Here is a 26740-nt window from a genome sequence, read left to right as displayed (position 1 = left end):
CCCCATGTGCCGATCATCGCGGTAACGAGTGCGGCATCGTGTCCCGAGCACGCGAGCTCAAGCTTTACGCCGTTTGGCAAATCAGCCGACAGCCGTGCCAGCGTCCCTGATCGCGGCGACAAACGCGTTGGCTCCGGGACTGATACGGGCCGCGCAGCGGGTGATGAAACCAGCACCCGCCGCATCATCGATCGCGATGACCGGGAAGAAGGCTGACGACGCGACCGCCATGTCCTCCCTCACGGGCGCATTTGACTGTTCGCGCAGCCGAACCCATTTGTGCAACTGGTTAGCATTCACCCCAGCCTTCAGGGGCCAGGCCCGACAGTGATGCGTCCGCTTGCAAGCAGGCAGTGATCAGCCGATGCTTGTCTGCCGGGTCGAAGCTGCGTTTTCGTTGTTCGCTTTGCACGCGATAACGACCTGCCGGTCGAGGCGCGATCCAGCGGGTCGTCGAAGCCGGGCAGGCCAGACCATTCGATTGGCTTCGCGAGAAGGAGGCACGCGACGGACAAACTATCGATCATCGGCTGGCTTCGCAGGTCATTGTGCCTCGGCAGTTCTGAACTGCGCGAGATGCGACGCGTTGTGCGGGCCGCCAACCTCGAATGGGCCTGCCCGCGCCGTATCTTGGCTTGACCCCGTATCCTTTTCCGGGCGATGTCCCGCATCGCACCTGGTAGTCGCCTCAGGCACCGGACGGTGCGAAGCGGCCAGCCTTAGCCTGCGCTCGAGCAAATGATGGTCGGCGCGGTGTAGGGCGACGGATAGTCGGAATCCGGGCCGCTCAGGACGCGCAGGCGCTGGGTCGCGAGGACGTCAGCTTGCGTTTGCTCGCGGCGGGTGAGATTAGCGGGCGTGGCGCCGTGCGGTAGCGGTTCGTTGACGCCGCATGTCAGCATCTTGCCGTCGGCGAGCTGTACGGTCGTTTGATAGACGTAATCGGGTTGCGCAGCCATGCCGTCGGTCGACCAGAAAGTGACGACGCCGAGCAGCGCGCAGGTGAAGTGTCGAATCATCATGATGTGTTCCTTGTTAATCGTCCTCGTCATTTGACATCGGCCGACGCTTTTGAGATATGGCATATCCTGAAACTCTCTTTTTCAGGATATGCGCTTTGTTGTACGGAGACGCGAACCCAAGGTATTCGTCCCTTTCGTGATGCGACACGTGTCGCCGTCAGCCGCGCGCGTCAAGCGGTACGTAGTAGACGGTAAGGCTCGTTTCTGTTTCGCTGCGCTCTGCGTTTGCGCGAACGGTCACAAGTGCGGCGACCTGCTGTACGACCGGCGGTTGCCTATTCAGACATGCGTAACCGGCACGAGGCGGCTGTGATTGACCTGGGGTTCACCCGGCGACGCGGAGGAAATCGACACTGCCGGCGCGCCGCGCGGTATGAGATGCGAGCCCAGTTCCGTAGGCGCAAGATATGTGAACTGTTAAAAACCTCGTTAGATGAGATGCGCCAAAGCGGCCGCCAAGCCCAGACCATAAGGCGGGCAGCCGGTTGCTTCAGTCACGGAAGGGGGCACGTTTTCACAAGTGCTGCGTCGGTAGCCAGAGGCAGGTGCCACGCGGACTGACCCGGGAACAGTCGGGTTGGCAGGGACGGTCGGAACGTGGTCCCGGTTTTACGGATGGTGATTCGGCGGGATCAACTGATCTAAATGGCCATCCCTTTGCGGGTCGACAGGACAGGCGACGTGTCTGCGGGGTGAAGGGCGGTGACGCAAGTTCCGCAGTCAGTTAACCTGCGGACTGCGTGCAAATAGTCGCACAGCGGTCCGGCGGGGGAAATCGTTAGGTTGGTGCGAAATCTGACGGTAGTCAGATGCAGAGACGCGTGCAGCAAGACTCGACGGCTGTGCGGCTGGTACGCAACCGGGGATTGCGCAAGCTATTGATCAATATCGATCTTTCGAAACCAACTGCCAGAATTCGCACGGAAGTGCGACAACCCCGATGCTCAGTTGACAAGCTCGCACCTCACGACGGGCGCCGTATAGGGGGACGGGTAGTCCGATCTGGGGCCGCTCAACACGCGCAGGCGCTGCGTGGCTAGCACCTCGGCCTTGCGCTGATCACTCAGGTCAAGCGTAGTGCTTGAGACGCGCCCGGCATCCGCAGGCTCATTCACGGCACAATGCGCCGTTTTACCCTCGGGCAGACGTACGGTTGTCTCGTACGCGTAGTCGGGCTGCACGGCCTGGCAAGCAGTGCTGCAAACAGTCACTGCAACCAGCACGATACGCTTTGCAGGATCATCCACTTTCCTCTCTCCGAAAAAACTGCATGATCATTTGACCCGTCCTCCCTCGGACCGTTCGGGTCGTTTGGAGGAAAGCCGTTCTACAGGGGGGTAGACCAAGCTGAGCGCAAATTTCTGTCATAAACGCCAGGGTTATATCGACGCACAGAACTAACCGGAAACATCGCAGCCAATGCCAATGATCAGATCCCAAATGACGGTGGCGCGGTGACTACGAGCAGAGAGAAGAGAACTGTCAGAACAAATCAGCTCAATCTCCGAGAACCGCGCGCCGATGGCGCGTAACGTGTAACGAATAGACCGAGTCCGCAACCGCATCGTGTCTGGCGAGAACGAGCAAAAACTGAACGTGAGGCAACCGGCGCAAACGCGCCACACTGCCCTTGAGGGCTCACCGCGCACCTCTTCGCCTCTGGCGCGACTTTGAGATGAACCTTCAGTTGCCACGGCAGGTCGCGCCGCGGCCGGTTCGACCGATTGCCCGTCCCACGCGGGGCCGCGCCGCACCGGCAGGGTGTGAATCAGTCGACCCGGGCCGGACCCGACCGGGCAGCCCCGTCGCCGCACGAGAAACGAACCGCAACCGGCAGATCATTGTCTTCGGCAAACCCGACAACGAAGTCAAAGGCTTCCGGACAAACGCTTCGGAGTTCACCGGACACAATCAGGCATTTCACGCCAGTATCGACGACCGGCATGGCGAGGCGCGTCGAGGCGATGTGAATCCCGGGCCGACGCTCCCCGACGAACAGGATGATGACGCCCATCAGACGCTCGGCCCAGTCGCCCGGTCGGAAGACTGTCCGGTGGTGCGTGCGGCCACTGATCAGATAGTGTTCGCTTCCGTCGGCTACCGTCATGCGTCTACGGTCGATGGCCCCGACGCCATCCAGTTCTGCCTGCCGGGTTCCACGGCGGACGGCATGTCCGTTTCAGCCAGCCGGAACACGGCCACCGCATGGTCGAGCGCGCGCGCCTGTTCTTCAAGCGACGCAGCCGCCGCTGCGGCCTGCTCGACCAGTGCGGCGTTCTGCTGGGTCGCGTTATCCATCTGCGTCACGGCGCGATTGATCTGATCGATACCGCGCGACTGTTCCTCCGAGGCCACACTAATTTCGCTGACGATGCCGGTAACGTTGCGGGCCGCCGCGACGATTTCGGTCATTGTGTTACCCGCGCGAGCCGCCAAATCGGCACCGTTCTTCACCTTCGCAACCGAATCGCCAATCAGCTCTCTGATTTCCTTCGCTGCAGCGGCCGAACGTTGCGCGAGCGTGCGGACTTCGCCCGCGACCACCGCGAATCCGCGCCCTTCCTCGCCGGCACGCGCAGCTTCGACGGCTGCATTCAGAGCGAGGATGTTGGTCTGGAACGCAATGCCCTCGATCGCGCCAATGATGTCGACGATCCGGTTTGAACTCGACGACATGTCCGCAATCACATCGACAACCTGACCGACAACGTCGCCACCGCGTTCCGCGACTTCCGACGCGTTTTCGGCGAGCGTGCTGGCCTGCCGCGCGTTGTCGGCGTTTTGCCGGACGGTCGCAGTCAACTCTTCCATGCTCGATGCGGTCTCCTCCAAAGTCGCCGCCTGCTGCTCGGTACGTGTCGACAGATCGCCATTGCCACTCGCGATTTCGCGGACGCCATGGGTGATCGCCGCCGTCCCGCGCCGCACCTGCCCCACGGCGGCAGCAAGCCCCGCCTGCATTCGCGCCAGTGCAGCCATCAACCGGCCCATCTCGTTGGCGCGCAGCGTATCGATCGCGCCTGTCAGATCTCCGGCTGCAATGCGCTCGAAATGTTGAATCGCCTGATTAATGGGCCGCACGATCGACGCCGTCAACGCGAAACGAGCGAACACGCCCAGCACGATCGAGGCGGATCCGATCGCGCCAAAGAGCCAGAGCAGCATATGGAAATGCTGTTGCGCCGACGCGAAACGCGCCTGTTGCTGGTTTGCCTGAAAATCCTCGAGCGCGAGCGCGGCGCTCCGGTAGTCACTGAACAGTGTGTCAGGCGCCTGTCGCTGCGTCGTGCGAAACGACATGAAATCGTTCTGGTCGAGCGCCGTAATTTCAGGCGCAAGCGCCTGTTTCATCAATTGCTCGCGCTTCGCGTGCAGTGCGTCGGCCAGCTTCCTCTCGACCTCGTTCGAAGGCGGTTGCGCCGCATAGGCAACCAGTTCGTGATCGCTGCTGGCCTGCTCGGCATGCACCCGGGCGAGCACTGCGTCGGTCGGTTTGCCCTGCGCGACGAGCGTTTCGTACGCACCGAGATCGACCCGCACCTGCAGAAGCGCGTCGCTGCTGGCGGTCAGGTGTCGCAGCGACGCCGTTTCCTCGCGGTACATCCTGTCGAGCGCCGTGTTGGCCGCTTTCAGACCCGCGATCGATGTTGCGATTACGAGCATCAGCGCTGCTGAATAACCGGCGATGGTGATCGTCAAAGCTGTTCGGATAGTGGTATCTCTGAACATGGTTGTCTTCTTCCCCGACCCGCTGAACAGAAAAAAAGCGGCAGGCGGATATATCCGCCGCCGCAAATTGTAGGAAATCGATCAGAAAGATCTACTGCGAGGAGCTGATGCCTAGATCAGAAGCGCGTACGGATACCCGTGGCCACTTCGAGCTGGTTGTTGTGACCAAACGTTGTCGAGACCGTATAGCCACCATGCAGTTTCATGTAGTCGGCGGCCAGATACACCTCTGTGCGCTTCGAGAGGTGGTAGAAAGCTGACGCGTAGACCGTCTCCTTGTAGCCGTTGTGAACCGTCGTGGCCGTCGTGTCGAATGCGCCGGAGTTGGCGTTCGGGATGTCACCGTCGCTGTTGTAGGCGGCGTTCTTCACATGCATCTGCTGATAGCCGAGTTCATAGTCGAACGGACCCTTTGGTGCGAGCTTGAACGACACCGTCCACGCATTGTCCTCCCGATCCGGCAGCGAGCCCTGCTTGCCCGTGTAATGGAAGTAGCCGGCGTTGACACGGCCGATGCCGAAACGATAGTCGCCCCCCACCGAGTACGTTTGATCAGTAAAACCGCCGTTGTTCGTGTGGCTGTAGAAGCCGCCGATGGAGGCCGGCCCAACGTTCCAGCCGAGCGCGGCCTGGTAGCCCGAGCCGTTGGCGAACTGCGTCGAGTTGCTGAACTGATAGCCGGCGGCCGCATAAATGCCGTTGCTGAAGAGCTTGCGCCACTGGATGCCGTTCTCGGAACGCGTACCAGTCGGGCCAGCCGCGTAGAACACCAGTTGCTTGAAGTTATTGGAATTGGTGTAGGCGCCTTCGTTCGTCGAGAACTTCGCGCTGACGTACGGGTCGGCGTAAAGTCCCGAGAAATCCTTCGCGACCGTATCCTGGAAGCCGGCCGTCACCTGGCCGATCGTAGCGTTCTCGACGCCGACCCAGGAGTCACGGTCGAAGAGCTGACCGGGATCTTCCATGTTGCCGTTCGCGGCAACGAATTCGCTTTCCAACTTGAAAATGATCTTATTGCCACCACCGATGTCCTCGGCGCCGTGCACGCCCCAACGGCTGCCGCTGAACCACGGCTCGCCCGCGTGGCCCATGCCGATCACGTGCTTGCCGGCTGCGTCGGCATTCGTCGTGTAGGCGACCGCGCTCAAATCGATGAGACCATAGAGTTGCACGCTCGACTGTGCATGCGCGCCGCTCGCCGCCAAAGCGCCTGCTGCGACGGCCAGGGTCATATACTTTTGCTTCAAGGTCATCTCCTCTGATTACTGCGTTGAAATTTTTGTTCTGGTTGCCTGCTGCAACTGCGGTCCGGACATCTGGATGACAGTCCCGTTCCGTCAATGAGCGCTATCCTAGTGACGTCAATCCTTCAGGCAGCTTTCCCGTATCATTCGCACAACTAAGTGAATTCACTTATATACGCCACTGATTTAGCATCCGCTACGTCGTATCCCTGCTGCGCAAAATGTAGCCAAGCCCACGCAACGTCATGATCTGTGCGCTCGACAAGGCCAGGTGCCTGCGCAAACGGTGAATATAGATGTCTATAGCATCCGCGCTAGGCTCGTCGTCGAGACTGAACACGCTTTCCATAAGGGTTGCCTTCGAAACTGTTTTCCCCTGTCTCAGCATCAGCGCTTCGAGGACGGTGTGCTCACGAGGTCGCAACGCGAGCGGCTGGTCGTTAAGACGGAAATCACGCGTGTCGGGTATGTACTTCAAGTTGCCACAAACGAGACAGTCCGACATTGCACCTGCCTGCCTGCGGATCAGCGCCTTGATCCGCGCCACCAGTTCCCGTGCATCGAATGGCTTGACGACATAATCGTCGGCGCCCGCGCTAAAACAGTCGACCTTGTCGTCTGTCGAGCCATGCGCCGTCAGGATCAGTACGGGCACCTTGTCGCCACGGCGGCGCAGTCGTGCCAGCACTTCCTTGCCGTCCATTCCTGGCAGTTGGATGTCCAGTAGCACCACGTCGTAGCATTGAGCCGCCAGCGCCCTATCCGCGCTTTCGCCGTCGCCGACGCAATCGATCGCGAAGTTTTCACTGCGCAGCAGGTTGACAATCCAGTGCGCGAGTTCCGCGTTGTCTTCCACGAGCAGCAGCTTCATTGCTTTTCCTCAATCGCGCGACGCGCCCAGCGGCGGCCAATATGCTCAACCTCCTGTGCCGGCCCACCGTGCCAGCCTGAGACCAGGGAAACCCGTGGACATTTGACAACCCGAGTCCGGTGAGCCCGACGTCGGCTATGCCGCGATGAAAGCGATCGAACCCATACGCGCCTCCGCGGAAATACCCGAACCGCTCAACCCACCTCACGACCCGGTCGCCCGACGGCGACCCGAGTGCCTTCAGCACAGCAGCGAACTCGTCACGGACAGCGGATCTTCTTCTGCGTCGGCATCGTCACTCGACGTTCCGCCAACGACAACAAGGCGATGTGTTGCACCAGAGCATCCGTCCGCCACGTCGTGCCGCTCTGTCCCTTCGCTCCAGCGACAATCATCCTTCCCCCTGAAGCTCAGAATGCCGCAGGCCGCCACTTCAGCAGTCGCTTCTCCAGCGCGGTAAGCAGATAGTCGGCCGTGAGCGCGACCACCGCGAGCACGATCATCGCGGCGAACACGCCGCTCGCATTGAATGCGCCTTGCGCCGTCGAGATCAGCAGGCCGATGCCCTGCTTTGAACCGAGGAACTCGCCGACTACCGCACCGACCAGCGCGAAACCGAAGCTCACGTGCAGGCTGGCCAGAATCCACGACAGCGCTGATGGAATCACCACTGACGTGGTCAACTGACGCTTTGAGGCACCGAGGATCTGAGCATTCGCAATCATGTAGCGGTCGGCTTCACGCACGCCTTGGAACGCATTGCCGAACACGACGAAGAACACCATCACGACGGCCAACGCGACTTTCGATGCCATGCCCAAACCAAGCGCGATCACGAACACTGACCCCAGCACCACGCGCGGGATCGAGTTGGCGATCTGGATGTAAATGCTGAACACGTCGGAGAGCAGCTTGTTGCGACCCAGCACCACACCGCACACGATGCCGCCGACTGAGCCAATCAGAAAACCCAGGAAGGTTTCTTCGAGCGTGACCCAGACCTGCTGCAGCAGCGGCCCCTGCGACGTGCCGTTGACAAACCAGTCGACGATCTGCGTGAAAATCGCAGACGGCATCGAGAAGAAGAAGGGATCAATCCATTTGAATCGTCCACCCATTTCCCACCCACCCAGCACGATCACCAGCACCAGTACCCGCAGGCCGATAATCAGTGTATGCCGCTGGCGTAGCCGCCGCTGTGCGATCTTTTCAACATTGGCCAGCGACGCGCTATCGAAGCCCGTCTGCAATGCGTATTCAGGAGTTGCCATCTGTGTTGTTCCGGTGTCAGGTTGTATCAGTCGATCCATGTCAGGCGATCTGCACTTCCTCGCGCAGGTCATGCCAGATATCGCGCGAGATTTCGATGAAGCGCGGCGCGTAGCGGATCTCCGAGGTGACACGCGGACGCGGCAGATCGATCTCGTAGACCTTCTTCAGTGTCGCGGGCCGTGCGGTCAGCACGAATACGCGATCGGCCAGCGCGATTGCTTCTTCAAGATCGTGCGTGACAAACACCACCGACCCCGAATTCGCCGACCACAGCTGCAGCAGTTCGTCCTGCATCAACGTGCGCGTCTGCATGTCGAGCGCCGAGAATGGCTCGTCCATCAGCAGGATTTCCGGCTTGTTGATGAAGGTCTGCGCGAGCGCGACGCGTTTTCTCATTCCGCCTGACAGCTGATGGGGATAATGCTTCCCGAACTTCTCGAGTCCGACGCGGCGCAGCCACTCATTGGCCTCGTCGTGCGCGGCCGATTTCGAGCGGCCGCGGTAGAGCGGCCCAGCTGCCACGTTGTCGAGCACCGAGCGCCACGGAAACACTGCGTCGGCCTGAAACACGAAACCGATGCGCGGATCGATGCCGTCCACAGGCGCGCCCATCACACGCACTTCGCCGGTAGTCGGCTTCAGCAGCCCGGTGATCATGCTGAGCGTCGTCGACTTGCCACAGCCGGTCGGCCCGACCACCGCGACGAATTCGCCTTTCGCGACGGACATGCTGAAATCACGCAACGCAATCGTCGCCTTGCCGTCCGGAGAAATAAAGCGGCATGACACCGAGTCGAACTCGATCACCGGCGCGTCTTTTGAAACAACGTGGTTCATCAGGTAAATCCAGGAAAGTGGCCGGTACCGCGAAGGCGGCACCGGCCGCGTAACGAAACCAGTTGCATCAGGCACAAAGGCGCAACCGGCAGGCACGGACTTACTTCGCGCTAACGAACTCGTTGGTGTAGGTTTTCGCCAGCTCGATATGCTTGCCCTTGACCGACGGATTGAACGCCGACAACACCTTGAGCACCGTCGTCGGTCCATCAGCCGGCATCTTGCCGTCCGCCGTGTACATCGGCAGCGAAGCCTTCAGCGCGCTCACGTAGAGCGGCTTGTCCTTCTGATAGTCGTCGGGCATCTTCGCGGCGATTTCTTCCGCACTGTGCGTGTGGATGAACTGCATAGTGCGAACGAACGCGTGCGCGAGCTTCGCTGCTTCAGCCTTGTGCGAATCGGCCCATGCCGCCTGCACATAGAGGCTCGACGCCGGGTAGGTGCCGCCCAACGCTGCCTTCGTGCCCTCGACCGAGCGCATATCGACGAGTACCTTGGCGTCACCAGACTTCTGCAATGCAGACACGGTGGGCTCGGTCGTCATGCCCGCGTCGATCCGGCCTTGCTTGATCGCCGCGATGAAGCTCGCGTCAGCGCCCACCGGCAGCATCGTGTATTCGGTCGACTGAATGCCGTGCTGGCCGGCCAGGTATTGCGTCAGGAAGCTGGTTGAAGAACCAAGACCCGTCACGCCGAGCGTCTTGCCCTTGACGTCAGCCATCGATTTGACCGTGTCGGCCGCCTTGGCCGACACCATTTCGACCTCGCCAGGCACCTGTCCAAACACCACAATCGCCTTGACGTCCTTTCCTTTGGTCTGCAGATCAATGGTGTGGTCGTAGAAACCAACGACTGCCTGAACAGCGCCAGCCAGCAGTTCGTTTTCAGCGTCAACGCCGGCCGGTTGCGACAGCAGTTCGACGTCGAGCCCTTCATCCTTGAAATAGCCGAGCTGCTCGGTCAGGCGTGCCGGCAGATAGATCAGCTTCGTGATGCCGCCCACCATGATCGTGATCTTCCCGCTGTCAGCGGCGCTCGCGTGCTGCGACGCGAGGCCGAACAGCAGGCTGGAAGCAAGAGCGATCTGGCGCAGCGTGCGAAAGCTAGGGGTCATCGATAGTCTCCGTTATTGTCCGGTGCGGCGGAATGCCGCCCGTCTGCATCGATGGGGCGATTCTAGGGGAACAAATCCTTCTTCCGACTTACACCGGGACGGGTTTTTCATAGGGGATTTCCATGATTCGCAGTTATCACGGGTTGGCAATTGATCTGTTCCGCTCTAAAAGCCGTTCAGGGCGGCGGCATCAGGAAGCGTTCCGCCGGAATGGTTGTCCGCACCAGGCCTGAAGCCCGCTGACTCGACATCGTTTAAGCGGCTCGGTCGTCGCTTCGCATGATCTGTCGTTGCGCGCGATCGTGAAATTTCGCCGGAATGGCATTAACTCTTTGTTCTACGAAATGAATTCGCGTTATCGACGAACGCATCGAATGCGAACCCTGATGCACGGTTGGCGGAGCACGTGCTGCGCCCCGCCCCTCCTTACCTGCAGTCAGCGCGTCGCCGCGCAGACACCACGTTGCACAGGCGCAATGCGCTGTCGGCAGGTTGAAAAACGTCAAGAAAAAGCCAGCCAGAAGCCGGCGCAAAAGATCCGGTTACGCGATGAGTGAACCGGAATGGCATGGACGGCGAACATTGGGGAGAGCCGCGTGTCGATTTGCCCAGCCTCCTCCGAAGACCATGCCGACAAAACCGCGAACAAACCCTGATTCGTATAAGTATCCCCGCGTGATGGAAGACCTTGCTTGAGACATCCAGCTGTGTTCACGATCAGAATGCGACCGCCGTTCACACCTGGCGCGGTTCGCGAATTGCAAGGTGGAAAGCGCCTCGGCGGGCCTGCGAAGCGCGAGCACCACGCTGTAAGTCGATCCATGCGATGTGGAAGCGCCGGGCAGCAGAGCCGAGACGCCAAGGATCTGGGCGTTGCGTAACATATGAGAGATTTCCGCTGCCGTTTCTGTGGTCGCACTTTCGGGCACCCGGATCGGTCCGGGGCGATCCCTTGACATTGGCAGATCGGGGAACCTAGGCGAACGACAATCCCCCATGGCTTGCGCCCTGGCGCGCGCCACCACCCCGCGCGCCATTGGGGCCTCCGGAACGGCGGGTTCCAGCTTGCGCGCGAGGGGCGGCTTCCCCACCGGCGCGCACCATCCCGGCGAATCGTTTTTCCAGTCTGCCGAAGACTGCCCCGTCGCGGGACGTCAGTCCACCGAAGGCCTGTTCTGATTCTATCCCTTTACGACGGCGCTTTCTGGACCGGTGCTCCCGGAAGCTGGCTGGAGCCTGTTCACGCCGGGTCGAACGGCGAAACCTTGTTCCGGCCAGTAGCCTTGGCGTTGTACAGCGCCTCGTCAGCGGCCTTGATCACTGCGGTCACGTCGCCGTCCTGTTCGGGCGCCCAGCTCGCCGCACCGATGCTGGCGGTCACGCGTCCGTATTCGCTGCCGGCATGCTCAATCGCCAGCTCGCTGATTGCCGCGCGGATCTGTTCGGCGATCAGCGCGGCGCCCGCAGGCAGCGTATCGGGCAGCACGACGACGAACTCCTCCCCACCGTAGCGTGCGGCGCTGTCCGCGGGCCGCCGGATATTGTCCCCGATGCATCGGGCGACGGCGGCCAGCGCATCGTCCCCTGCCTGATGGCCATATGTGTCGTTGTAGGCCTTGAACCGGTCGATATCGACGAACAGCAGCGAAAACATGCTGCGCGTGCGGCGGGCGCGGCGCCACTCCTGGTCGAGAATCTCGCCGAGGGTGCGTCGGTTATTGAGGCCGGTCAGGCCGTCCGTTTTCGCGAGCAGTTCCAGTTCCGACTCCGCACGCATGCGGCGCCGCAACTGAGCGCCCAGCAGGAACGCGAGCACGACGAACCCCAGCGCGAATGCGGCCATCAGCGATCCGATCGTAATCGCGCGCTGTCGCCAGGCCGTATAGATGTCCCGCTCGGCCTCAGCCACCATGATGATCAGCGGCAGGTCCGGAAAATTCCTGAAGTAATACAGGCGGCGCACGCCGTCAATCGACGCGGTTTCGGAGAAGCTGCCTTCCGGCGCCGACCTGAACTGCCGGAACGTGCTCGCCTTGCTTATATCTCGCCCAATGGTGTGGACGTTGTACGGCTGACGCATGACCATGATGCCGTCGCTGCCGATCACGGACACGGCGCCATGCGGCCCGAGTGACAACCCGGCGAACAGGTTGTGGAAATACTCGAGGTTCATGGCAATCAGCACAATGCCGGCAAACGAGCCGTCCGGATGCGAAAGGCGCCGGCTCAGCGCAATGCTGAGGGTGCCGTTGCGCAGTCGCGAGGCAAACGGATCGCTGATATAGAGACCGACGTTCGGGTTATCGCGCTGAACCGTGAAATACTTCCGGTCCGAGAAATTACCCTGGCGCGGCACATCGCCGGCCGAGTCAACAACGATGTTGCCGGATGCATTCAGCACCAGCATCGAACCCAGGTATTTCGCGGTCGCAGCCCGGTCGAACAGCACCTGTCGCCGCAGGCCGGGCGGTAGTGACAACACCGCCGGGTCGCGCATGCCGTCGACGACCGCCTGCAGCGATAGCGCGTACAGCTCGAAATTCCGTTCAATATCGCGCTCGGCGATCAGTGCAAGGTTGCGCGACGTCTCACGGGCGCGGTCCATCGCGTCCATGCGCCCCTGATACAGCACCGTTGCGCATAGGGAGACCATGACCAGCGCGGTAAAGATTCCACCCAGGATAATCGCATGGGGCACCAGGCGGCTGCGCCATAGGCGTCCGGCCAGCGACAAAAGCGCGCTGTTCTTTTTCTGGTCGGTCTGCATATGCCTTTCCTGTCTTGAGGAAAATCCGCCGCACGGGCGCCCTGCGGGGCGGACCGCGCGTCTCGGGGATCAGTGGATGCTGTGGGCGATCGATAAACGCACAACCGAACCGCCACGCTATTCGGGTGTCTTTTAGCCGTGCACGTCCCGACTCGCCCTGCCAAAAGGGCAGAACATTTTACCGGATGGCTGATGCATTATCGGCAATTTATCTATTTTCTTGATGCTCCTCACGCCATTGGCGGTTCCCAGCCCTGCAGGCATCGAGCCGCGTCAGGCGGAAATATTTGCTGGTGTCGCTAGCACGACATGCGTTCACGACACGACGCACTAGAGCGATGGCGGGGCTGCACTGTAAGTTGCAGTCCGAATGCCGTTCGCGAAACTACGGTCGCCGTGATCGTGTAGAAATCGCGAATCGGTCCGACACACCATGCATCACGGGCTACTGTTGATAGGCCAAATCCGCACGACGGTTTTGCGCCCACGATGCTTCATCGTGTCCGGTTGCGACCGGCTTTTCCTTTCCGAAACTGACCGCCTCGAGCTGCGAATCGGGAACGCCAAACAAAATCAGCTCACGGCGGACGGCCTCGGAACGCTTTTGACCGAGCGCCAGGTTGTATTCGCTCGTGCCACGTTCATCAGTGTTGCCCTGAATGCGCACGTGGCGTTGTGGATGGCTTTTCAGATATTGCGCGTGCAGTTTCAGAAGCGGCTCATATTCCGGCTTGACGGTATAGTCGTCGAAGTCGAAGTAGACACTGCGTTTAGCGAGCGGACTGTTCGGGTCGTTCAGCGGGTCGACCCCTATCTGGGTAACGGCGTTCGGGTTCGTTTGTGCGCCAACACCGCCACTGGCACCAGTTGCGTTGGCGCCCTCGTTCAGCTTGACGCCCGAGTGACATGCGGTCAGTGTCCCGACGAGCAGAACTGCGAGCAACTTGAGAATTCTTGATGTCATTTGGTCTCTCCTTACGTGGTTTAAACACTGCCAGCAACAACGAATCATCATGGCGACAACCTCCCGCGACGGTCACCAGCCCCGGCAATCACCTGTCATCGTCACTCTCATGAAGGAAAAAGCGGCCACCGCGCAAATACTCAAACCACCCTTTGCCATGCGACTCACCACCTCGCCACGCTGGGTAATACGCTGGTCCATGGACCACGGGAGGGAGTCGATATGCCACCAGCGGAAAGTCATTCTTGACGACGGACATGTCGCTCGCAATGGATGTCGTGTTGACCTCGACCGGATTGAGCATTCCGATGTCGATGCGCGCTTCCGAATGGGCGCTAGCTATTGGGCTCACGCATGCAGTCGAAACGACAATTAGCAAAGCGGCTGGACCGTGTCTCATGGCTTCTTTTTCTCCAACCTGCCGACCCGTTAATGGTGCCGACCGGCATCGCATCAAGTCCCGTTCCCTTCACCGATTCTGGGACAGAGCGCATGCGCCGTCCCTGTGTCGGTACGTCCCAGGCATTCAATGCGGAAATAGTCTCGCCATAACGCCGAGAACGCCAATGGCTACAACCAGTGCAACAATCACGACGGGGAGCACGAGAACGATAACCCACAGGCTCTTCAACACTCCTGACTCCCAACTCGTCGGACGAGCAAGCCCCGATGGTCCGGGAATTGTCGTTGGGGCGATTCTCGCACCTCGCCGCGCGGCGGCTGATTGTGCATGAACGTCTCCGTTTCGACGTTCTTCCCGTGTCGTGGCTTGATGTCTCATTAGCGCCTCGCACCTCACTGTCGAATCTGCTCGACTAAGCTTTGTCGAGCGCCGTCAATCAGAAACGACCCTCCGGTCCCCTTCGTACCTGCAGCGCCGGGAAACGAAACGTCGCGGTCACCGCGTAACCCTCGGCCGTCATCGGTTGCCCCCAATGTCGCAGACTCACCATGGCAGCGCCTGATTGGGTCGGTGTCGACATGGCAATCAAGCTGGTTTGTGTTATCGCCAGACGGATAGTTGGAGTTCAGTCGCCGCGCATGGCCGATTCCGTTGTCTACATAGGCCATATGAACACTTCATGCGCGTGTGCGCCAGTTACGACACTCACCGCGCGACGGACCTGCTTTCCGTTGTAGATGGCGGTCACGGTGTACCTGCCATTCGGTAGCGAAATCAGCATGAACGGACCCCGCGAGCTTGTATCCAGCACAACGGTACCGTGTGCGTCGGAAATCTGGACTGGTATGTCCGCGAGATAGTCGTTCCCTGCATTCGTCTTTCCGGCGAACTCGAGAACAAGCGGATAGTTCCCCATCTCCCCCTTGATTGCTGTCGACTCGTCACTACCCACGCCACCGGACAAATAGCTTATGCCCCCCGAGTGCTGCACTGGTGGAAGTCCCTCCGGCATGGCCAACGCGAGTTGTGCGGTGCCGGCGAGCACGAGAGCCATGGCACCTAATCGCAATATCGAATGATGCTTCATGTTGACCTCCGTCGAACGCCTTGAAATACGGGAGCATCCGGCGCGGGTACTCCTATCCTAAGTCGATTGCCACGAAAATCGGACGACCATCACGCTGAACCAGCAGCGCGACACTGTTGCCAGCATTCTTTAGCTCATCACGTAGCTGAGCCGCATTTGACACCGGTGTATTGTTGACCCGCGAGACAATGTCTCCCGGTTGAATGCCAGCCAGTGCTGCAGGACCTTCACTCTGCTCGACACGGACACCGTCAGTCACCCCGACCTTGCGCTTCTCTTCGGATGTCAGACTGCGCACCGTCAAACCAATCTGACCAACTGCGGTCCGGGCAGGCGTATCGGAGGCTAGCAGGTAGCCCTTCACGGCAGCCAGCACAACCAGTGCCTCAAGGGTTTCATGGTCTCGCCAGAATTGAACACGCACCATGGAACCGGGACGCAGGTCGGCCACGGCCATCGGCAATTGCGTCGAATCGCGGATTGTTACGCCATTCAGTTTCAGGATGATATCTCCGGCACGCAGGCCCGATTTGGCTGACGGTCCGTTCCTGTCGACTGAACTGATGAGCGCGCCGACCGGTTCTGGCATCCCGAAAGACCGCGCGAGCGGCGCGGTGACTTCCTGAACGCTCAAGCCCAGGCGGCCGTGTTCGACTTTCCCGTGAAGCTGCAATTGCCGTTCGATTCTCATCGCGACATCAATCGGAATCGCGAATGAAAGTCCCTGGAACGTTGGGTGAACGGGTGCCTCAATGCCGATGACGTCGCCGTTCAAATCGAACAGCGGCCCGCCGGAATCACCGGCATTCAGAGTTAGGTCGGTCTGAATCAGGGGGACATACGTTTCGTCCGGAATCAGTCGTCCCTTGCTGCTGATGATGCCGGCAGTGGCCGTATTCTCAAACCCATAAGGTGAGCTGATGGAGACGACCCATTGGCCGACTCTCGCCTCGGACGGTTTCCCGATTTTCACAGTCGGAAGGTCACGCGCATCGATTTTCAGCAGCGCAACGTCACTCGGCGCGTCAATACCAACAACGGAGGCCTTGAATTCGCGACGGTCGGTTAGCTCGACTCTAATCTGCGTTGCACCTGCGACCACTTTGGCGTCAGTGAGAATGTATCCATACGGGCTGATGATGAAGCCCGAGCCAAGGCTTCCCGACGGCAATATGCCTTCACTGGACCGGCTGGAGGAGAATTGTCTGAAGAACTGGACGAACGGGTTATGCTCGTTCGATGCGGGCGGCCAAAGCTGAGTCAGATTGGCGACATGGCTCCCATGAGCCGCGCTGATATTGACCACAGCGGGCCCGTTCTGCCGCACGATGTCTGCAAAATCCGTCGTAATGCCTGTCGAGAGGACGCGCGGTGGTGTCGGTAGCGCGCTGGGGACCGTCGAACCCTGCACTGCCGACGAATACGCCGGCCCGGACGTGCATCCGACAGACAAAACCGCCACCAGACACGCCGCAACCTGCGCGCGCATCAGATTTCCGGTTCGCATAGCATCGCTCCTGGCGACGTGGAAATGACCCGCGTGACCCCGCGTTTACGCAAGAGCCCCGTATCCATTCCCTACCACGACAATTCCAGCGTAGACCGGCAAACTTAAAGAATTCTTAAAATTCCAGCGGAGATGAAAGCTGGATTGATAGTGCAGAATTGGCGGGGGCGGCACGGCCTGAACATACGACCACCGTGCTCGGCGGCCCATGTGAGGCGACCAGACCGCAGAAGTGGCCACGAACTCGCCGACGCGACTTGATGAGCCGTCCGATTGGTGCGGATAGAGTGCGCGGTGAAGCGCTATAGGACCTATCGTGGCGAGGTCGTCCTTGACGACGCGGTTTAGATTTCGTCGGGACGACGCACAGGGATAGTCGTCTACGTAATGTACCCGAACCTAAGCCGCGCGCCGTTGTCCAATCGCGCGCACTGGGTCGAGAAAGAATGGCAAACGGAAAACCCCGTTCAAATGAAGCGATAGCGCTTGAACGTGTCGTTGACGCCGCACGCGAAGTACACGCAGCGTCAGTAGCACTCGAAGCAAGCTTCCCTGAAAAAGGAAGTGGGAAACCATCGACCTTGCAACTCGCGCGATTCGCAGCCGCCATGCAGGAGTTGCGCGACGCACGTGAGGCATTCGACAGGCTGGTTTACGGCGGCGAACGGTCAGCAAGCTGACCGCCCCGCTCCCGACACACGTCGTACGGAGCCGGCGACTCCTGAGCCGTTCGCTTGCGCGACCAGTCTGACCGCCTGGCTAAGGCAACTTGTCTTTCGATTTACGAGCACGCGTCGGCAAGGCACAGTGCGGTCTCGGTGCTCAATTCGCGCAGCCCTCGGATGACTGAGCACTTAAAGCGCTGTCCTGCTGCGTCGCGACTGGATAACAGGCAACTCGACTCCTGCCGCTGTTCTTCGCTTCATACATCGCCGCATCGGACGCATTCACAAGAGACCTCAAAGTCGGAAACCGCTGGTCCACGGCACAGGCAACCCCGATGCTCACACTCAGAAACTGGTGCGTGCTGGCGACATGCCGGAGTTCCAGCGCTCTTACCGATGCAAGAATCTTTTCCGCCATATGCGCTGCACCGCCGCTATCCGTGTTGGGGAGAAGCACAGTAAATTCCTCGCCACCGTAGCGCCCTGCGATGTCTCCTGGGCGTCTGATGCTTTGACTGATGCAATATGCGACCGCAATCAGCGCGTCATCACCTGCCGAGTGCCCGTACAAATCGTTGAAACCCTTGAAGTGGTCAACGTCGATTAGAAGCATCGACAGTGGCTGCCCGGTTCGCTGGGCACGACGCCACTCGATGTCCGCCATTTCCTCGAAGGTACGACGGTTGTGTAATCCCGTAAGACCATCGGTTCGCGCGAGCACCCGAAGCTCCTCTTCGAATGCAAGACGACGTTTCCATTGCTGCGAAAACAGAAGGGCAAATCCGATAATCATCACGTCGAGTGCGGCCATCAGTGAACCTATCGTCCACGCGCGACCGCGCCATTCGGCGTAAATGTCGTCGGTCGCAAGCGCAACATCGAGAATTATCGGGAATCCATTGATGTGCCGATATGTGTACCAGCGCTTTACTCCATCGAGAGCTGCCGTACCAAAGAACGCGCCATTCGAAGTTTGCGCAAAACGAGTGTAGTTCGCGGTCCCCATCAAACTCCGGCCGATAACCTTCTGGTCATATGGCCGCCTCATCAGCATCGTGCCGTCATCAAGCATTAACGCCATCGAACCGCCTGAACCAAGATTCATGCCGTCGAACAAATAGCGGAAGTAATTGAGTTGAAGTGTGCCGACCACAATACCGGCAAAGCTTCCATCGGGATGAGAAAGTCTGCGGCTGAGCGCAATGGAATCACCTCCTTCACCCAGGCGAGGCAGGAAAGGGTGGCTCACGTAGAGTCCGACATCTGGGGATTTGCGGTGGACCTTGAAGTAGTCGCGGTCGGCAACGTTGAGTCGACGAGCCGGAACGGCCCTTGAATCAATTACAACGTTGCCGGATTCGTCCACAACCAGGAGAGCGCCCAAATCCTTGGCGGACGCTGCGCGGTCGAACAGCACCTTTTGTCTCATGAGCGGCGGAAGCTTGTTGACGCCAGGCTCCTGGAGCCCATCAATGACCGCCTGGAGAGACAGGTCATAGATTTCAAGGTTTCGAGATGTGTCCCGCTCGACGATGAGCGACAGGTTGGTAGCAGCCTCCTGAACTCGGCGAAGCGCATCCTGGCGCATCTCCACCAGAACCAGAGCCGAAATCAGGAATATGGCAAGCGAAACAAACAGGCTAACGCCAATCAGGAGGTTCGGCCGCCGGGGCGTCATTTTTTCACTCTTCGACAGGTTCTAGGTATTTCGGGGTCAGCACTGCACTCCCTGCGTTTTAGCCGTTGCCATCCAACATCAGGTCAATGGCGGGAGCATGCTGGGTACGCCCGTGATGCCCCAATAATCACGGAAGCATAACCGCTGCGGGCACGAGACAATTCATTGAAAAGAAGTAAGTTCAAGTGCTTCTTTCCCGGCTTAACCACAGACATGGATTATGTGGTTCCGCAAAATGCTACAGGAAGCGCTTACACCGAACGCCGCCGATTTACACCAGAATTCGACACGTTGTGACAGACGCGGCTCCTGTTGCAACGGCTGTACACCGGCTTTCGGGAGCTTTAACGGATGTGTCCACCGGACAGACGGCATCCGTAAGCCTTTCGGCTCTGCCTCCACAGAAAAGGACCCACGATGCCGTTGAATCAACACGCACATATGGCAGGATGGTGTTGAACCGAGGATTGCTCGCAGGTCAAACCTTATCGCCTGTGACGAAATGCGTCCCAGCATTCGCTACGGGCCATCCGACCGAGAAGTCGCTTGCGGACATGCTCACGTCGATAGTGTCCTGCGACCAGCAAAGCGGCAATTGCCAGCACTGCTATGCCCATAAACGTTCCTGTGACTTCCACCATTGGACCACCTCATCAACCTGTGTCGATTTCATGCGACTTGCCGCCTGAGCGTCGCCGGCAAACTGAAGCATGACCAACTGAACGGCGTGTTTATCCATAGCGGAGCACGCCTCAAGCGCCCTGTTCTCCACCGAGCATCGCGATTCCCTCCAGCACATCCTGCCCACTGGCCGCCGACGTCTTGAAGTGCTCACTAATCTGCGCCGCGCTGACCTGCTTCGCCTGAACCATGATGCTTTCAACGCTTACTAGCGCCCCGGTCACAGGTTCCCGGGGAGGAACGTGCGTGACTACCACTCCCCCACCTTTTGTTGGCGAAATAATCCACAGGTCGCCATCACCAAAGCTTCCGACATAAACGGACCCAATCCTCGTCTTTCCATGGCTGCTGGGGATTTTTATCTTTTCGGGAGCGGGTTTTCTCGTAACCATCACACACCTCTAGCGCATTGTCATCGAAATGAAAGACAAAAAAGCTCGAAGGCTCTCGCGGTATCGCCTTGCGTACAGGCCGGCAATTTGCAGCAACGCAAAGCGATTCCTCAGAATAGTTCGAATCCGGCACTACGCCAAGAAGTTACCCTTATTAAAAGACAAGAGTCCGACACCGGCCCGGCGCTGTGTTCACCAGAGTATCGCAGCTCCATGCATTTGAGCGGAGGTACCCCGTCACAGTATTGACATCAAACAGGTCTATTTTCGGGCGACCTTTTCCAACAACCACACGCTGTGGAGCACATATGAGACTCATGCAAACCGCGATTGCCGGCCTGACTGGCGCACTCTTCGTCGTCGCGGCTCACGCTACCGACATTACCGGTGCAGGCAGCACGTTCGCCGCACCTATCTACGCCAAGTGGGCCGACGCCTTTCAGAAGGCAAACGGCGGCAAGGTCAACTATCAGGGCATCGGCTCCTCGGGCGGCATCAAACAAATCATCGCCAAGACGGTCGACTTCGCCGGGTCAGACGCACCCTTGAAGGACGACGAACTGGCGAAAGATGGTCTGTTCCAGTTTCCGACCGTTGTCGGTGGCGTGGTGCCGGTCGTCAACCTTCCCGGCATCAAGCCGGGCGAGTTGACTCTATCTGGCGAAGTGCTCGGCGACATGTACCTGGGCAAAATCAAAAAGTGGAATGACCCGGCCATCGCCGCTTTGAACCCAAAAGTTAAGCTCCCCGACACAGATATCGCTGTTGTCCGTCGTGCCGACGGCTCAGGCACAAGCTTCATCTGGACGCACTATCTGTCGCAAGTCAATCCGGAGTGGAAGAGCAAGGTTGGCGAAGGCACGACCGTCAGTTGGCCGACGGGTACGGGTGGTAAGGGTAACGACGGTGTGGCCGCTTTCGTCCAGCGCATCCCGGGCGCCCTTGGCTATGTCGAGTGGGCATACGTGAAGCAGAACCACATGGTCTACACGGCAATGAAAAACGCATCGGGTGCCGTGGTTCAGCCAGAGACGGAAACGTTCAAGGCCGCCGCTGCCGGCGCCAACTGGTCGAAATCGTTCTACCAAATCCTGACGAATGAACCGGGCAAGGATGCGTGGCCGGTCGTCGGCGCAACCTTTGTCCTGCTGCACACCGCGCAGGACAAGCCCGACGAAGGTAAGGAAACGTTGAAGTTCTTCGACTGGGCGTTCAAGAACGGAGACCAGGCTGCACAGGACCTGGATTACATTTCCCTGCCGAAATCCGTGGTTACCGAAATTCGCACGCAATGGAGCGCGAAGGTGAAAGACGCCGCTGGCAAGCCAATCGCTGAATAAGACTTCTAGGCATCAAGCGCGCTCCCTTGCGGAGCGCGCGATACTAGCCTCCCGAGCGGTGCATTTTCGCAAACGAACCGCGCGTCACTCGTCATCGTGTTCGCCGCGCTTTTCCTTGTCCGTATCCCCGGCTCGAAGTGCCGTCAACCCTAGACTGAGCGCCATCATTGCAAGCAGCGCCAGAAAGTACCACCCCCACGAAAACCTCAAGTCCACGGTAACCTCCACTGTCACCCTTCACTGCATCGCAGCGCAAACCCATTCTCCGATTGTAGAAGCCGCGCGGCATAGCAGTTAGTCCAGAAACTGGTGCGCCGCAGCAGGTCCGGCCGCGGAGTTCTAGGTCGCACGAGGCACTGGTCTCTGTGCCACCGAGGGATTTCAGCAACTATTCGAGCTACCGCTGCTTTAGTATTCTACGCAGCGCCCGCATGACATCGCGCTCCGTGTACGCTTGCTTGACGTACTTCCGTGCACGTGCGAACACAGACAGTAGTGCGTAGCGACGCTAGACGGTCCGTGTGTACAACAACATTGATGAATGGCCTTGGTTCCACTGACCCTGCGGAGCGGCCGTGTCACTGGAGGAGCAAAAGAATGCGTTCGACATCTGCGTTTTCCGTCAGGGCCTTCGCATGCCTTGTCAGCCTGGGTGTCTTGACGTACGGCACGCGTGGACTTGCATCGCATCAGCATTTGCATATCGCCTATCTGGCGCTCACGGCGGTCGGAGTAATTACCGGAGCGCTCTTCACCAGTACGTGGTCACTTAAGGCGTAGGCGACAAGTTCACGGACAAATTCGACTAAGTGCGTGATACACCGGCGGACAGACACGCAACGATGGCATGCCGCTCTTGCAATGGCGCCGCGTTGAACGCTCCCCTGCTGAACATGTGCAAGCCAGCGTAATCCGAATCGAGCGGCAAAGCACAGCACGCGAGTTTGTCCAGGCGAACTCGGCCCGTTACTATGTCGGTATAACTATGTCGGTATAAATCCTCCTTGACAGCTACCCGGTGCGGCCTTCGTCTATCGTCAGTTCGCGGTCACGCGCGCTGCCTCCATGGGATATTTTCCCAGGCTGCGAACTCTCCTTTGCGTCAAATCGCCAGCGATTGCATCTCCCGCCGAATTTAAGTTTGTCTTAAGTGCCATCGCGTAGATTGCATTACCGCTCAGTCGGCACTGCGATGGTCAACGACGCTACGTCTTGCGCCAGTGTCATCGCCGCACATGTCGCTGCGGACCTGAGCACATAGCATGGAACGCTTCGTCGATGCAAAGGCGATTGCCGCGTTTGCATTTATGCTGAAACCTAACTGGTCTGGCTGCACCGCAGTTGGCCGAAGACATCTTTGTCAGGTATGGCTCGTCGTCCCTCTGCGGGTCCTGCAGGGTCGACTTTGGGACCCGGAGCTCCGCCGGGTCCGTTTTTTCCCCACTACCAGGCGCTGTCTGCGACGGCGATAATCCGCTCATCCACTCATTCATGATGGAAAACCTACTTTCCGCTACCACCGACATGTCGCAGCCAGCCGGTGTCGTTATCAAATCGTTGTCACGCGGCCTCGCTATATTCCGTCATAGCGTACAAGGAGCATAACCACCTTCCTCGTTCGTCAAATCGCGTGTTGACCGAACTCCATGTGCGTAACAGTTATTGAGGCACATCATGAAGAAGCTCCTTAGCCACCATGAGATTGCGATGTTGTTTGTGCTGTTTAGCGCGCCGGGACAGGTGGCGCTCGCAGACCCCGATGCCGTGACCCTTCAACAGGAACAATTGGTCGAAGTCGTGCCCACAACATCCAAGAAACCCGAATTCCGTGTGACATCGGAGGGTACCGAGCTATTACGACGCCTGGGGCTGGCGAGGACTTGACAGACTGGTCGCCGGGACCAGGACGAGCAGGCACATTGGCACTGCTCGTCCGACCTATGTTGCGCACGTCGAATCAGGGCACTGCCTCGGACTGACTGCGAACGCGGAAGAATTTCTCCACCGGCATGACTGCAACGACCCCGTTTCCAGCTGTGCCGCAGTGAGCAATATCCATGATTGTCCTGATTAGCGCATCGACGCTTTCCGCCTGCACGAAAATTTCGATTTTGATGTGCTCCCTTGTCCAGTCATCGGCGAAGAGATTCGGGTGCGCGCCGAATCCCCTGACTCGCGTAACGGTCACACCATGGATGTCGATAACACCAAGTTTCCTTTCCAGCACTTCCACTACACCAGGCCTGACAATGGCCACGACGCATTTCAGTTCCATGTCTTCCTCCCGCAACGTCGATTGTTAGCGAAGCCGTCTCCTACCCCTTTGGTGCCCATTTTGCATCCACTGCAGCCTGAATCTTGCCGGCATCCTTAACTCTGCCCTGTCTCATTTGGTAGGGCATCTCTCCAATACCCTGGCAACCGTGCATGTCACCGCCATCCGGTCTACAAAGTAAAGAATGGAACGGCGCACGCCGCGCTTCTGGCCTCCGGCACTTTGGTGTGCAGACGCGTCCGTGGTGAAACAATGGCGGTTGCGGTCCTGCTGCTGCAAGCCGTCGCGAAGCAAACACGGGAAACTCTCTCCGACGGCGAAGCCACATGGCCACCCACGCCGCGACCAGCGGTCGGGGTGCACCTCCGGATAACAGACTCCCACAAAGACCGTAAGCGGCTCACGCATGCCGTTCGTCCACGCGCGTGCACGTGAGGCATGATGGTGATCCGGACTTGCACTGTCAGATAGCGGGTGTCGGCGGACTGGCTGGCGGCTGCAGCTTGTCGGCCACGTGCCACGGTAGAAGCTCGTCGATGCGATTGATTTTGTGATCTGCGATGTGAGTTAGCACGTGGTCCAGATAGGCGCGCGGATCGATGTCGTTCAGTGCGCAGGTGCCGATTAGCGCGTACATCGCGGCTGCCCGTTCACCACCGCTGTCGGAGCCGGCGAATAAAAAGTTTTTCCGGCCCAGGCTTACACAACGCAACGCGTTTTCCGCGATGTTATTGTCGATCTCGAGCGTACCGTCTTCGCAATATAGCGTCAGGGCGCGCCACTGGTTAAGCGAGTAGTTGATCGCCTTGGCAGTGTCGGACTTCGACGACAACGTTTCGAGCTTGGCCTTGAGCCACGCTTCATAGATTTGAAGCAGTGGCCTGGCTTTCTCCTGCCGTATTCGTAGCCGTTCGGCCGCAGGCTTGCCGCGAATGGAGGCCTCGATGTCGTATAGCGCGCCAATGTATTCAAGTGCCTTTTGCGTCGTGTCGGACGGCGTGCGCACGTGGATGTCGTAGAACTTTCTCCTCGCGTGAGCATGACATGCCGCTTCAAGTACGGAGCCACCCAGGAACAGCTCATCGAAGCCCGCGTAAGCGTCCGCCTGCAGGGTCCCCCTGAAGCCGGCGAGATGAGTCTGAGGGTGGATGCCTTGCCTGTTCGGCGAGTATGCGAACCATACCGCAGCGGGTTGCGTCGACCCCGAGCGACGATCGTCGCGCACATAGACCCATAGCCGACCGGTGCGGGTCTTCCTGTTGCCCGGCGAGAGCACCGGGATTGGCGTGTCGTCCGCATGCAGCTTGGCGGCCGACACCGTATAGCGGCGCAGCGCCTCAATCAGCGGCGCGCACAACGCTTCGCATTGGCCGACCCAGCGACCCATGCTGGCCCGGTCGAGTGTCACGCCGTCGCGCGCCGCGATCGCCGATTGCCGATATAACGGCTGATGGTCTGCGTATTTCGAAACGAGGATGTCCGCCAGCAAGCTTGGATGGGCGATGCTCCGCTCGATCGGAAGGCCGGGCATCGGCGGCTGCCTGATGGTGCTGCAGCATGAGCAAACGAATTTGCGCCGGATCGTGCGAACGACTTTGAACGCCGCTGCGACCCGGGCGAGTTGCTCGGACACGTCCTCGCCGAGCACCTGCATCTGTTGACCGCAGTGCGGGCAACTCGATTCGGGCTCAAGCACATGATCCTCGCGCGAGAGGTGCGCAGGTAGCGCTTGTCTCGAAGCCGCTTCGTCCGTCGTTGCATTGGAGGAGGAAGCGTTTGCGCCTCGAGCTTGCGCACGCTCCACGTCTGCAACGCCCCGGCCGGCGGCCAGATCCTCGAGTTGGGTCTCGAGGGTCTCGATCTGCCGCTGCAACTGTTCGGACTTGCGGCCGAACTGCATGCGCCGAAGTTTGTCGATCTGCGCCTTAAGCTGCTCGATCTCGACATCGCGTTCAGCAAGCAGACTACGGGCCTCGACCAGCAAGGCCTTCAACAATTCGACATCGTCTGGAAGATCGGCGCCGTTCGACATACGCCGTAGTTTACGGGTCTGCCGCGCGGTTTACAACATCGATAACGCGGCGGTGCGACGGGGTTGTCGCCAATCGATGCCCTCGAGAAGCATCGACAGTTGTGCTGAACTCAGATGGACCTTCCCGCCGTCGGCCTGGGGCCAGATAAAACGGCCCCGCTCAAGCCGCTTCGCGAGAAGCCAGATTCCGTCCTCCGTTGCCCAGAGGATTTTTACGAGGTCGCCTCGGCGGCCCCGGAAGATGAAGACGTTGCCGCCCAGTGGATTCTCTTCAAGCGCCGTTTGTACCTTTGCGGCCAGCCCCTGGAACCCACACCGCATGTCGGTCACGCCCGCAGCGATCCAGATGCGCGTACCAACCGGCAGAGAGATCATGATCGCAGACTGCCCAGCACGGTACGCAGCATGTCAGCGTCGACCAGGCCGTCTACCTTAACCACCGCACGGCCGATGCGGATCTCGATCGTACCCCCAGGAGACGCCGGCTTCATCTCTGGCGCTTGCGGAACGCCCGAAGATGACGCAACGACCTGCGTCGGCGCGTCACTCAGCAGTACGACCGGGAGGAGGCTGGTAGACGGAGCTTGCTGCTCGGCAAGATATCGCCGCCGCCAGGTGTACAGCATGTTCGCGTTGATGCCATTCTCGCGGGCCAGTCTCGCGACCGAGACGCCCGGCTCGCACGCTGCCGCCGCCAGCCGGTCCCGAAGCTCTCGTGGGTAATTCGGACGGCCTGCTCGACTACCCGGCTTCTTCTCTGGAGACTCTGACAAAGTGGTGTCCATCAAATCGAAAATGATGGACATCACTTTGCTGTGTATCGCAGTAACCGCCTAGGACGGCCGGGACGAGCCCCTTAC

At 59.5% G+C, this 26740-nt stretch carries 23 protein-coding genes; 3 read left to right on the top strand and 20 right to left on the bottom strand.

The window, feature by feature from the left end; translation table 11 throughout:
• Window positions 1–81 precede the first annotated feature (81 nt).
• The 16 genes from BCY88_RS40740 to BCY88_RS39665 form a co-directional block, all read right to left on the bottom strand.
• A complete protein-coding gene (locus BCY88_RS40740; protein WP_310796139.1) occupies window positions 82–300 on the bottom strand; it encodes a hypothetical protein in 219 nt (72 codons plus the stop codon).
• A 419-nt stretch (window positions 301–719) separates the two neighbouring features.
• Complete coding sequence (locus tag BCY88_RS40520) at window positions 720–1022, bottom strand: hypothetical protein (RefSeq protein WP_259461564.1); 303 nt, start codon at window positions 1020–1022, stop codon at window positions 720–722.
• A 944-nt stretch (window positions 1023–1966) separates the two neighbouring features.
• On the bottom strand, window positions 1967–2269 hold the full coding sequence (locus tag BCY88_RS31220) for a hypothetical protein (RefSeq protein WP_120348007.1): 303 nt from the start codon (window positions 2267–2269) through the stop codon (window positions 1967–1969).
• Between the two features lie 521 nt (window positions 2270–2790).
• The gene (locus BCY88_RS31215) at window positions 2791–3129 is read right to left on the bottom strand and encodes a DUF3579 domain-containing protein (RefSeq protein WP_120348006.1); all 339 of its coding nucleotides are present in this window, start codon (window positions 3127–3129) and stop codon (window positions 2791–2793) included.
• Window positions 3126–4751, bottom strand: coding sequence for a methyl-accepting chemotaxis protein (locus BCY88_RS31210; RefSeq protein WP_120348005.1), 1626 nt, complete (start codon window positions 4749–4751; stop codon window positions 3126–3128). Before BCY88_RS31210 ends, BCY88_RS31215 begins: the two co-directional genes overlap by 4 nt.
• 116 nt (window positions 4752–4867) lie before the next feature.
• Window positions 4868–6004, bottom strand: a complete 1137-nt coding sequence (locus BCY88_RS31205; RefSeq protein WP_120348004.1) for a porin — start codon at window positions 6002–6004, stop codon at window positions 4868–4870.
• 187 nt (window positions 6005–6191) lie between these two features.
• Window positions 6192–6866 (bottom strand): response regulator, encoded by a 675-nt coding sequence (locus tag BCY88_RS31200; RefSeq protein WP_120348003.1) that lies wholly within the window; start codon window positions 6864–6866, stop codon window positions 6192–6194.
• A 410-nt stretch (window positions 6867–7276) separates the two neighbouring features.
• Entirely contained in the window at window positions 7277–8137 is an 861-nt protein-coding gene (locus BCY88_RS31195; RefSeq protein WP_120348002.1) for an ABC transporter permease, read from the bottom strand.
• Window positions 8138–8177: 40 nt separating this feature from the next.
• Window positions 8178–8975 carry an ABC transporter ATP-binding protein gene (locus tag BCY88_RS31190; protein WP_120348001.1) on the bottom strand — a complete coding sequence of 266 codons (798 nt, stop codon included), beginning with the start codon at window positions 8973–8975 and terminating at the stop codon, window positions 8178–8180.
• A 100-nt stretch (window positions 8976–9075) separates the two neighbouring features.
• Window positions 9076–10089 (bottom strand): ABC transporter substrate-binding protein, encoded by a 1014-nt coding sequence (locus BCY88_RS31185; protein ID WP_120348000.1) that lies wholly within the window; start codon window positions 10087–10089, stop codon window positions 9076–9078.
• Window positions 10090–11329: 1240 nt separating this feature from the next.
• On the bottom strand, window positions 11330–12856 hold the full coding sequence (locus BCY88_RS31180) for a sensor domain-containing diguanylate cyclase (RefSeq protein ID WP_120347999.1): 1527 nt from the start codon (window positions 12854–12856) through the stop codon (window positions 11330–11332).
• A gap of 445 nt (window positions 12857–13301) precedes the next feature.
• Entirely contained in the window at window positions 13302–13820 is a 519-nt protein-coding gene (pal, locus tag BCY88_RS31175; RefSeq protein ID WP_120347998.1) for a peptidoglycan-associated lipoprotein Pal, read from the bottom strand.
• A 1058-nt stretch (window positions 13821–14878) separates the two neighbouring features.
• Complete coding sequence (locus tag BCY88_RS31170) at window positions 14879–15310, bottom strand: carboxypeptidase regulatory-like domain-containing protein (RefSeq protein ID WP_120347997.1); 432 nt, start codon at window positions 15308–15310, stop codon at window positions 14879–14881.
• A gap of 52 nt (window positions 15311–15362) precedes the next feature.
• Complete coding sequence (locus BCY88_RS31165; protein ID WP_120347996.1) at window positions 15363–16817, bottom strand: trypsin-like peptidase domain-containing protein; 1455 nt, start codon at window positions 16815–16817, stop codon at window positions 15363–15365.
• 822 nt (window positions 16818–17639) lie between these two features.
• Window positions 17640–19160 (bottom strand): sensor domain-containing diguanylate cyclase, encoded by a 1521-nt coding sequence (locus BCY88_RS31155; protein ID WP_120347994.1) that lies wholly within the window; start codon window positions 19158–19160, stop codon window positions 17640–17642.
• Between the two features lie 752 nt (window positions 19161–19912).
• Window positions 19913–20233, bottom strand: a complete 321-nt coding sequence (locus tag BCY88_RS39665) for a hypothetical protein (RefSeq protein ID WP_147408581.1) — start codon at window positions 20231–20233, stop codon at window positions 19913–19915.
• A 308-nt stretch (window positions 20234–20541) separates the two neighbouring features.
• On the opposite strand from BCY88_RS39665, the gene pstS reads away from it, so the two are divergent.
• From pstS to BCY88_RS31140, 3 genes are all read left to right on the top strand, one after another.
• A complete protein-coding gene (pstS, locus tag BCY88_RS31150) occupies window positions 20542–21573 on the top strand; it encodes a phosphate ABC transporter substrate-binding protein PstS (RefSeq protein ID WP_120347993.1) in 1032 nt (343 codons plus the stop codon).
• A gap of 597 nt (window positions 21574–22170) precedes the next feature.
• Window positions 22171–22353, top strand: coding sequence for a hypothetical protein (locus BCY88_RS31145; protein WP_120347992.1), 183 nt, complete (start codon window positions 22171–22173; stop codon window positions 22351–22353).
• 894 nt (window positions 22354–23247) lie between these two features.
• Window positions 23248–23457 (top strand): hypothetical protein, encoded by a 210-nt coding sequence (locus BCY88_RS31140; protein WP_120347991.1) that lies wholly within the window; start codon window positions 23248–23250, stop codon window positions 23455–23457.
• Window positions 23458–23530: 73 nt separating this feature from the next.
• On the opposite strand, the gene BCY88_RS31135 is transcribed toward BCY88_RS31140, so the two are convergent.
• From BCY88_RS31135 to tnpA, 4 genes are all read right to left on the bottom strand, one after another.
• Complete coding sequence (locus BCY88_RS31135) at window positions 23531–23848, bottom strand: P-II family nitrogen regulator (RefSeq protein WP_120348231.1); 318 nt, start codon at window positions 23846–23848, stop codon at window positions 23531–23533.
• A gap of 463 nt (window positions 23849–24311) precedes the next feature.
• A complete protein-coding gene (tnpC, locus tag BCY88_RS31130; RefSeq protein ID WP_120343769.1) occupies window positions 24312–25880 on the bottom strand; it encodes an IS66 family transposase in 1569 nt (522 codons plus the stop codon).
• A 30-nt stretch (window positions 25881–25910) separates the two neighbouring features.
• Window positions 25911–26255, bottom strand: a complete 345-nt coding sequence (tnpB, locus tag BCY88_RS31125) for an IS66 family insertion sequence element accessory protein TnpB (RefSeq protein WP_120343768.1) — start codon at window positions 26253–26255, stop codon at window positions 25911–25913.
• On the bottom strand, window positions 26252–26686 hold the full coding sequence (gene tnpA, locus BCY88_RS31120) for an IS66-like element accessory protein TnpA (protein ID WP_183081312.1): 435 nt from the start codon (window positions 26684–26686) through the stop codon (window positions 26252–26254). The genes tnpB and tnpA overlap by 4 nt, the downstream gene beginning before the upstream one ends.
• Window positions 26687–26740 lie beyond the last annotated feature (54 nt).

It is taken from the genome of Paraburkholderia fungorum, assembly GCF_003610895.1.
GTDB classification, from domain to species: Bacteria; Pseudomonadota; Gammaproteobacteria; order Burkholderiales; family Burkholderiaceae; genus Paraburkholderia; species Paraburkholderia fungorum_B.
Note: the sequence above shows the minus strand (reverse complement) of the source record. Positions and strands in the feature narration are given on the sequence as shown.